The organism is Micromonospora sp. C41 (assembly GCF_018070485.1).
Classification (GTDB): Bacteria; Actinomycetota; Actinomycetes; order Mycobacteriales; family Micromonosporaceae; genus Micromonospora; species Micromonospora chalcea.
On record NZ_JAGPXP010000027.1, the window covers coordinates 80,343 to 88,371 of the forward strand.

The 8,029-nt window shown below is 73.3% G+C and carries 7 protein-coding genes; all 7 read right to left on the reverse strand.

Annotated features, from left to right (window positions below; genetic code table 11):
• Positions 1-24 precede the first annotated feature (24 nt).
• Positions 25-837 (reverse strand): shikimate dehydrogenase, encoded by an 813-nt coding sequence (locus tag KBX43_RS24650; RefSeq protein WP_064448514.1) that lies wholly within the window; start codon positions 835-837, stop codon positions 25-27.
• Positions 837-2,039 carry an endolytic transglycosylase MltG gene (gene mltG, locus KBX43_RS24655; RefSeq protein WP_043324960.1) on the reverse strand — a complete coding sequence of 401 codons (1,203 nt, stop codon included), beginning with the start codon at positions 2,037-2,039 and terminating at the stop codon, positions 837-839. The genes KBX43_RS24650 and mltG overlap by 1 nt, the downstream gene beginning before the upstream one ends.
• Positions 2,036-2,497 (reverse strand): Holliday junction resolvase RuvX, encoded by a 462-nt coding sequence (gene ruvX / locus KBX43_RS24660; RefSeq protein ID WP_210887334.1) that lies wholly within the window; start codon positions 2,495-2,497, stop codon positions 2,036-2,038. Before ruvX ends, mltG begins: the two co-directional genes overlap by 4 nt.
• Positions 2,498-2,680: 183 nt before the next feature.
• On the reverse strand, positions 2,681-5,362 hold the full coding sequence (gene alaS, locus KBX43_RS24665; protein WP_064448515.1) for an alanine--tRNA ligase: 2,682 nt from the start codon (positions 5,360-5,362) through the stop codon (positions 2,681-2,683).
• A complete protein-coding gene (locus KBX43_RS24670; RefSeq protein ID WP_013285491.1) occupies positions 5,359-5,664 on the reverse strand; it encodes a hypothetical protein in 306 nt (101 codons plus the stop codon). Before KBX43_RS24670 ends, alaS begins: the two co-directional genes overlap by 4 nt.
• Positions 5,665-5,696: 32 nt before the next feature.
• Positions 5,697-6,158 (reverse strand): DUF948 domain-containing protein, encoded by a 462-nt coding sequence (locus tag KBX43_RS24675; RefSeq protein ID WP_043324962.1) that lies wholly within the window; start codon positions 6,156-6,158, stop codon positions 5,697-5,699.
• A 146-nt stretch (positions 6,159-6,304) separates the two neighbouring features.
• Positions 6,305-6,922, reverse strand: a complete 618-nt coding sequence (locus tag KBX43_RS32150; RefSeq protein WP_043330338.1) for a hypothetical protein — start codon at positions 6,920-6,922, stop codon at positions 6,305-6,307.
• Positions 6,923-8,029: the final 1,107 nt, after the last annotated feature.

Below are 8,029 nucleotides of genomic sequence, written 5' to 3' on the forward strand. Positions count from 1 at the left end.
GAGGAGTTAATAAGGGGCCCTTCCTTACACCGGCAGGGCAGCGCGCATCGCGGCGCGTGGGGCGGTGACGCCGGTGAAGTGCTCGAACTGGCCGTACGCCTGGGCAAGCAGCAGGTCCAGCCCGGAGACCACCCGGCACCCGGCTGTCAGCGCCGCCGCCGCGAGCGGCGTGGGCCACGGATCGTAGACGACGTCGAAGAAGACCGACTCCGGTCGCCAGTCGAAGTTGTCGGCGAGCGGGTCGGCCACGCCCTTCGGCACCGTGGAGATCACCAGGTCGGCGCGGGCGTGCGCGGGCGCGCCGTCCCACTCGGCCCCGGCCAGCGGCACGCCGGCCGCCGCCGCGACCGGGCGCAGCTCGTCGACCGCCTCCGGGCGGCGGGCCACCACAGTCACCTCGGCCGCCCCGATCCGGGCTGCCGCCGCGATGGCCGCCCGGGCGGTGCCACCGGCGCCGAGCACGGTGACGACCGCCCCGGCGACGCAGCCCGCGCCGGTGAGCACCTCGACCATGCCGGTGACGTCGGTGTTGTCCGCGTACCAGGTGCCGTCGGCGCGTCGTACCAGCGTGTTGGCGGCGCCGACGGCGGCGGCGGCCGGTGAGACCTCGTCGGCCAGCGCGAGCGCCGCCTCCTTGCCCGGCATGGTCACCGACAGCCCGGCCCATTCCGGGCCGAGGCCCGCGACCAGGCCGGGCAGGTCGTCGGCGCCGGCTTCGATCTGGGTGTACGACCAGCCGCTCAGCCCGGCCGCCGCGTACCCGGCGGTGTGGATCACCGGGGAGAGCGAGTGGGCGATCGGCTTGCCGACCACCGCGGCGCGGCGGGGATCGGCCATCAGATGATCCCGGCCTCGCGCGCCTTCTGCTCGTTGCGTTGGTGCTCGGCGTAGGTCTCGGCGAACGCGGAGCGCCCGTCCTTGCTGATCGCCACGAAGAAGAGCCACTTGCCCGGCGGCGGGCTGAGCGCGCCCTGCAGGGCGTCCTTGCCCGGGTTGTTGATCGGGGTGGGGATCAGGCCGCGCAGCTTGCGGTTGTACGGGTTCTTCGGGTCGTCCAGCTCGGCGGCGGTCATGTCCTTCGACGCCTTGGTCGGCCGCCCGGTCAACTCCAGGTAGTAGTTGACGGTGACGTCCATCTCCAGACAGCCGCAGTCGAAGTTGCCCTTGTAGACCCGGTTGTAGGCGACCTGAGCGACCTTGCCCAGGTCGACCTTGTTGCCGGCCTCGGCCTGCGCGAGCGAGGCGACGATCAGCGCCTCGTACGGGGTGATGCCACCGCGGTCCTGCTGCACCTTCTCGGCGTACTGCATGTTCGAGGTGACGGTGAGGAAGTTGTTCACCATCAGCTTGAGCACCGTCTCGGCGGTGGCCTTCGGCGGGATCTCGTAGGTGTCGGGGAACAGGAAGCCCTCGATCGACGGCTTGACCTTCTTGCCGTCGGAGCGCTTGAACCACCAGTCCGGTACGCCGAGCGCCTCCGGATCCTTCGCCGCCGCCTCGAAGTCCTTGACCGGGATGTCGGTCTTCTCGGAGAGCCGCTTGTAGACCGTCTTCGCGGTGAGCCCCTCGGGAATGGTGATCCCGTTCACGATCCGGTTCTTCAGGTCCAGCATGGCCGCGACCGCCGCGTCGCCGCTCATCTGCTTGCGCAGCTTGTACGTGCCGGGCTGGATGTTCTTGCTGCGCGAGTTCTCCTCGGCGGCCTCGATGAACGCCTTGGTGCTCTTCACCACGTCGGCGGCGACCAGCGCGTCGGCCATGTCGGCGAGCAGCGCGCCCTGCTTGATCTCGACTGTCACCTCGCCGGTGCCGGAGCCGTCGTAGTCGGGGGTGACGAAGTAGTTCTGGACCCGGTCGAAGCCGTAGAACGCGCCGCCGCCGATGCCGCCCAGCAGGATCAGCGCGAGCGCGAGGGCGAGCAGGGTCTTGCCCCGGCCGCCGCCGGACTTGCCCTGCCGCCGGCGTACCGCGCCGCGCCGGTGCCGGCCCTTCTCCCCCCTGTCCTGCTCGTCGAAGCCCAGATCAAGGTCGTCGATCATTGCGTCCGCCTCCGCTGTGCGTCCAGCCAGCTCTGCAGAATCTCCACCGCGGCGGCCTGGTCGACCACCGCCCGTTGGCGCTTTCCCCGGACGCCCCGTTCGGCCAGCCTACGACTCGCGACGACGGTAGACATCCTCTCGTCCGTCAGCGTCACCGGAATCGGCCTTATTACATCAGCCAATCGGCTGGCATAGGCTGATACGTTCACCGCCGCGGGGCCGTGCTTTCCGGCGAGGTTGACCGGCAGGCCGACCACGATCCCCACCGCCTCGTGCTCGGCGGCGAGCCGGACCAGCTCGGCCATGTCCGCGGGCACCGCGTCCGGTTCGGCGGTCAGGTCGCGGGCCAGCGTCACCAGGGGTGTGGCGAGGATGCCGTGCGGATCACAGCGGGCCACACCCACCCGGACCTGGCCGACGTCGACGCCCAGCCGGACGCCACGGGACAGCTCGGCCACTATCGGACACCTCCCCGCCGGTACGGGCCAGGGCGGACCGGGTGGTCCGCCCTGGCGTCGATCGGTGCGCTCATGCCGTATCGCCAGGCATGCGCTCACGGCCCTCGCTCCGCTCGGTGCATTCGCTCATGCCGTGCCAGCCGGGCATGCGCTCACGGCCCTCGCTCCGCTCGGTGCGTTCACTCATGCCGTACCGGCGACCGCCTGCTCGACGGTGACCAGCAGGTTCGGCGCCTCCGCCGCGGGCAGGCCGCCGCCCTGGGCCAGGTCGTCGCTGCCGCCGCCCCGGCCGGAGAACGCCGCCTTCACGAGGTCCTTCGCGCTCAGGCTCCGCCCCCGGGCGGCCTGGTTGACGGCCACCACCAGGGACGCCTTGCCGTTGGCCCGGGCCGCCACCGCGACCACCGCCGGGCGGGCCGGGTCGATCCGGCCCCGGATCTCCTGGGCGAGGGTCCGCACGTCGTTCGCAGCCGCGCCCTCCGGCGCCTCGGTGCCGACGTACGCGACGCCGCGCACGTCCTTGGCCTGCGCGGCCAGGGCGCCGGCCCCGCCGAGCACGAGCTGGGCGCGCAGCTTCTCCAGTTCCTTCTCCGCGTCGCGAAGCTGGGTGACGGTCTGCTCCACCCGGTCGGCGACCTGCTCCCCCGGCACCCGGAACAGCTCGGCCAGCCGGGACACCAGCAGGTGCTCGCGGGCCAGGAAGCCGAACGCGTCCATGCCGACGAGCGCCTCGATCCGGCGTACCCCGGAACCCACCGACGCCTCGGAGAGGATCTTCACCAGGCCGAGCTGGGCGGAGCGGGCCACGTGCGTACCGCCGCACAGCTCCCGGGCGTAGTCGCCGACCTCGACGACCCGGACCCGCTCGCCGTACTTCTCGCCGAACAGGGCCATCGCCCCGATCCGGCGCGCCTCCTCCTGGCTGGTGACGAACGCGTGCACCTCCAGGTCGGCCAGCAGCACCTCGTTGACCTGCTGCTCCACGTCGTGCAGCACGCTCGGCGCCACACCCGTCGGGGTGTTGAAGTCGAACCGCAGCCGGCCCGGCGCGTTCAGCGAACCCGCCTGGGTGGCCGACTCGCCGAGGAAGTTGCGCATCGTCTGGTGCACCAGGTGCGTCGCGGTGTGCGAGCGGGAGATCGCCCGGCGGCGGGACACGTCGATCTCGGCGTACCCGGTCTCCCCGGAGCGCACCTCGCCGCGCACCACCTTGGCCCGGTGCACGATCAGGCCGGGCACCGGCTGCTGCACGTCGAAGACCTCGACCTGGCCGCCGCCGACGGTGATGAGCCCCTGGTCGGGCTGCTGCCCGCCGCCCTCGGCGTAGAACGGGGTGGTGTCGAGCACCAGCTCGATCGTGTCGCCCTCGACCGCGGCGGAGATCGCGGCGCCGCCGGACAGCAGCGCGCGCACCCGCGACTCGCGGCTCAGCTCGGTGTAGCCGGTGAACTCCACCGGCCCGCCGCCGTCGAGCACCGACCGGTACGCCGACACGTCGGTGTGCCCGGTCTTGCGCGCCTGCGCGTCGGCCTTGGCCCGGCTGCGCTGGTCGGCCATCAGCCGGCGGAAGCCCTCCGCGTCGACCTGCAGCCCCTGCTCGGCCGCGATCTCCAGGGTCAGGTCGATCGGGAAGCCGTACGTGTCGTGCAGCTGGAACGCCTTGTCACCGGAGAGCGCCGCCTTGCCGGCCGACTTGGTCTCCGCGATCGCGGTGTCCAGGATCGTGGTGCCGGCGCGCAGCGTGGCCAGGAACGCGTCCTCCTCGGCGTACGCGTACTGGGAGATCCGGCCGAAGTCCTCGGCCAGCTCCGGGTACGACGGCGCCATGCAGTCGCGCGCCACCGGCAGCAGCTCCGGCAGCGCCCGGTCCTGGTAGCCCAGCAGCCGCACCGCCCGGATCGCCCGCCGCATGATCCGGCGCAGCACGTAGCCCCGGCCCTCGTTCGACGGGGTCACGCCGTCGCCGATGAGCATCAGCGAGGTGCGCACGTGGTCGGCGATGACCCGCAGCCGTACGTCGTCCGGGTGCGACTCGTTCGCCGCGTGACCGGAGTGCACGCCGTAGCGCTTGCCGGTCAGCTCGGCGGCCTTGTCGAGGATCGGGCGGACCTCGTCGATCTCGTAGAGGTTGTCCACGCCCTGCAGCAGCGAGGCCATCCGCTCCAGGCCCATGCCGGTGTCGATGTTCTTCGCCGGCAGGTCACCGAGGATCGGGAAGTCCTCCTTGCCGGTGCCCGGACCGCGCTCGAACTGCATGAAGACGAGGTTCCAGAACTCCAGGTAACGGTCCTCGTCGACCTCCGGACCACCCTCGCGGCCGTAGGCCGGGCCGCGGTCGTAGTACAGCTCGGAGCACGGGCCGCACGGGCCGGGGATGCCCATCGACCAGAAGTTGTCGGCCTTGCCGCGGCGCACGATCCGCTCGGCCGGCACGCCGGTGGCGCGCCAGATGTCGTACGCCTCGTCGTCGTCCAGGTAGACGGTGGCCCAGATCCGCTCCGGGTCCAGCCCGAAACCGCCCGCCTCGACCGACTTCGTCGCCAGGTCCCAGGCGAGCGGGATCGCCCCGGACTTGAAGTAGTCACCGAAGGAGAAGTTGCCGTTCATCTGGAAGAACGTGCCGTGCCGGCTGGTCTTGCCGACCTCGTCGATATCAGGCGTCCGGATGCACTTCTGCACGCTCGTCGCCCGCGCGTACGGCGGGGTCTGCTGGCCCAGGAAGTAGGGCACGAACTGCACCATGCCCGCGTTGATGAACAGCAGGTTCGGGTCGCTGATGGCGGGCAGCGGAGCGGACGGAACCACGGTGTGCCCGTTCGCCTCGAAGTGGGCGAGGAACCGCCGCTTGATCTCCGCCGTCTTCATCGCTGGTGGTCCTCCGGGAAAATCTCTCGGTCGCCGATGCGCGGGTCCTCCCGCAGCTCGGCGAACTGGTCGTCGTACACCTCGCCGCGGGCGAAGGCCTCGTGGATCTCCTGCTCACGCTCGGCCATGCCGACCCGGACGTCGTCCACGAACGCCCGCAGCGACTCGACCAGACCGCCGGCGGACTCGGACAGCCCGCTGGCGATGCCGGCCGGGGTGTACGCCTGCGCGGTCCGGGTGGCCTTGCGCACCACCAGGACGCCCACGGCCAGCCCGATGCCCAGCCAGAACAACCGCCTCATGTTCTCATCCTTCCCGCGTACGCCGGTCGGGGTCAGCGGTTGCCGCGCTTGGCGGCGCGACGCTGCTGCTTGATGGTGTCGCGCACCTCGCGCTCGGTCTCGGCGTGCCGGCGCGCGGAGGCGGCGCGGCGCACGCCGTACCCGAACGCGGCCACCTTCACCAGCGGGTTCGCGGCGGCGGCCGAGACCACGGTGGCCAGGTTCGCCACGTTCGCGGTGACGTTCTGCGCGTGGCTGGTCATGGTGTCCACCTTGGCGAGCTGCAGGTTCACCCCGTCCAGCGAGGTCTGCACCTGCTCCAGCGCCACGTTGACGTTCTTCACCGTGGTGTTCACGTCCCCGAGCAGCGGCGCGGTGCGGTCGTTGAGCTCGTTGATCATGCGGGTCGTCGCGTCCACGGTGTGCCGCAGCCGCAGGATCGGCACCGCCAGCACGAGCACCAGCATCAGGAACGCGCCGGCCAGGACCAGCCAAGCGACCTCGCTACCGTTCACGCGCACGTCCTCCTCAAGCAGTGTCCCGGAACCCGACGCTCCGGAACGCGCGACCGTACCTACCCACTTCGCGCCACGCCGACCCGGTCACCGGGCGCGGACGGGCGTGCCAGCCCCAGACCCTACCGTCCGTGATGAAAGTCGGCTCACGACGGTGAGGGAGTCGCCTCGCCCAGCGGGTCGTCGGTCAGCGTCGGGAACGGATCCTCACCGGTGAGTGACGGATCGGTGGTCGGCGTCGGCCCGGTGCGCTCGTCGTCGATCGCGTTGCGCACCTTCACCGACACCAACGAGCCGGTGCACGTCGCCGCTGCGGGCGCGGCCGGCGCGGAGGGCGCGGGCGCACCGTCGATCGGCGGCGGCGTGCAGGCCGGGTCGCGTACCCACAGGTCAAGCGTGAGTTCGTCGCGACGCCAGCAGGTGTAGCTGCCCTCGACCTTCTCCTCCGGGCAGCGTTCGACGCTCCACCGCCGCCAGCCGTCCTTTGCCAGCGCCTGCTCGTAGACGGCGACCGTCTGCTCCCATCCCTGCTCCGACTCGACCGCGCGTTCCCGCAGCCGGCAGTCCTGCAGGCACCAGCGGCTGCCGCTGACGTTGTCGACTGTCTTCTTCTCGGCCCAGGCGGGCACGTCGAGCGCGTCGAGGGTGTCGAAGACCGGATCGCGGCTGAGCGTCCGCATGCCGAAGTAGAGCGGTACCGCGCCCAGCAGCAGGAGGCTCACCAGCGCGAGGACACCCATCCGCAGGCGGCGCCGCTCGCGCATCTGCCGCCGCAGCTCGGACCGGGCGCCGCGCAGGCCACCGGCCTCCGCGTCGGTCTCGTCCACGCCGGGACCGGCGGGTCGCGGCGCGGGCATGCCGTCCGCGCCGGGCCGTGGCCCGGCAGCCTCCCCCGGGGGTACGACAGCAGCCGCCCGCGCCACCGCCGGAGCGCCCGGAGGCGGCGCCACGCCGGCCGGGTTGCCCGGTCCGCTGCGATCCGGCTCCGGTCCGGGGCCGGCCGCCCGGCCGGTGGTCCGCTCGTCCGGCCCGACCGGTCGCGCCACACCCGCCGCCGCGCGGGCGGCAGGCGCCGGTCCGGCGGCCGCGCCCCGGGCGCCGGGCGCCACCGGTGGACGGGGTCCGCCACCGGGCGGAGGTGCCTCACCGGGCCGGACCGGGCCGGACCCGCCGGGCCCCTGTCGGGGCGGATGCGGGCCGGGACCGCCGGGTCCCTGCGGGGGTGGGTGCGGGCCGGGACCGATACGGCCACCGTCGCCGCCGGGCGGACCGGCCGGACGCGGCGGGCCACCACCGGGACGGCCACCACCGATCGGCACACCACCCGTGCGCTCGACGTCGCTCTGCGGGCCGCCACCGGGTGGTACGCCGGGGCGGGCGGCGCCCCGGGCCGGGCCGGGACGGGCGGGGTTCGCGGCCGGGGCGGGCATCGGAGGACCTGCCGGGGGCGCGATCGGGCCGGACTGATCGGGCCGGACCGGTGCAGCCGGAGGGCCTGCCGCCGCGCCACGCGCCGGCCCGCCCGGCCCGGTCGGACCGGGCCGCCGCGACGGCGTACCCGGATCGGCCGGTTCGGGACGGACCGGTGGGACGGCGGCGCCGGTACGGCCGGTCGGCTCGTCGGCCGGGCGGCGGGTCACCGGCATGGCGGGGTCGGTGTGTGGCGCGCGACCGGCCTGCCGCAACCATTCGCCCGGCCGCTGCGGACGCGGGTCGCCGGTGTCGTGAGGCGCCGCGCGACGTCCGGGCCGCGCCGCCTCGGCCGCGGCGCCGGGTTCGGCCGGCCCGTCGGGAGCGGCCCTCCGGCCACCCGGCGCGGCGCGGCGCGGCGCGTTCGCCGGGCCGCCGGACACGGGCGCGCCGGGCAGGTC

Excerpts from the sequence above, each read along its gene's own strand:
- KBX43_RS32150 (WP_043330338.1), bottom strand. The coding sequence starts at position 6,922 with ATGCGCGAGCGGCGCCGCCTGCGGATGGGTGTCCTCGCGCTGGTGAGC.
- KBX43_RS24650 (WP_064448514.1), bottom strand. The coding sequence starts at position 837 with ATGGCCGATCCCCGCCGCGCCGCGGTGGTCGGCAAGCCGATCGCCCAC.
- alaS (WP_064448515.1), bottom strand. The coding sequence starts at position 5,362 with ATGAAGACGGCGGAGATCAAGCGGCGGTTCCTCGCCCACTTCGAGGCG.
- KBX43_RS24670 (WP_013285491.1), bottom strand. The coding sequence starts at position 5,664 with ATGAGGCGGTTGTTCTGGCTGGGCATCGGGCTGGCCGTGGGCGTCCTG.
- mltG (WP_043324960.1), bottom strand. The coding sequence starts at position 2,039 with ATGATCGACGACCTTGATCTGGGCTTCGACGAGCAGGACAGGGGGGAG.